This is a genomic window from Mycobacterium sp. 1245852.3 (genome assembly GCF_001669335.1).
GTDB classification, from domain to species: domain Bacteria; phylum Actinomycetota; class Actinomycetes; order Mycobacteriales; family Mycobacteriaceae; genus Mycobacterium; species Mycobacterium europaeum_A.
In genome coordinates, this window is record NZ_LZLL01000573.1 from 1 (window position 1) to 514 (window position 514).

The following is a 514-nucleotide window of genomic DNA, read 5'->3' on the forward strand; positions in this document are numbered from 1 at the left end:
CAATTTGAGTACAGCAAGAACAAGCTGGCCGGATTGCCGACCAGCCGCAACATCGAGGTGCGGTTGCAGGGCTGGGAGAAGTTCCACGAGCCCGTGGACCGCATCGTGTCCATCGGCGCGTTCGAGCACTTCGGCCGGCAGCGCTACGGCCGCTTCTTCAAAATGGCCTACCAGGCGCTGCCGCCCGGCGGAGTGATGTTGCTGCACACCATCGTTCGGCCGTCGTTCAAAGACGCGCGGGCCAAGGGCCTGAAGCTGACCCACGAAATCGTGCAGTTCTCGCAGTTCATCCTGGCCGAGATCTTCCCCGGCGGTTGGCTGCCGACGCCGCAGACCGTCGGCGAGTACGGAGTGACCGCGGGCTTCGACCTGACCCGCGTCCAGTCGCTGCAGCTGCACTACGCCAGGACCTTGGACCTGTGGGCCGAGGCACTCGAGGCCAATCGCGAGCAGGCGATCGCCATCCAGTCCCAGGAGGTCTACGACCGGTATATGAAGTACCTGACCGGCTGCG

At 64.4% G+C, this 514-nt stretch carries 1 protein-coding gene; it reads left to right on the forward strand.

What is annotated here, in order from left to right; genetic code table 11:
* Nucleotides 1–514, forward strand: a 514-nt coding sequence (locus A9W96_RS26765) for a class I SAM-dependent methyltransferase (protein WP_197499666.1), incomplete at both ends; no start/stop codon positions are given.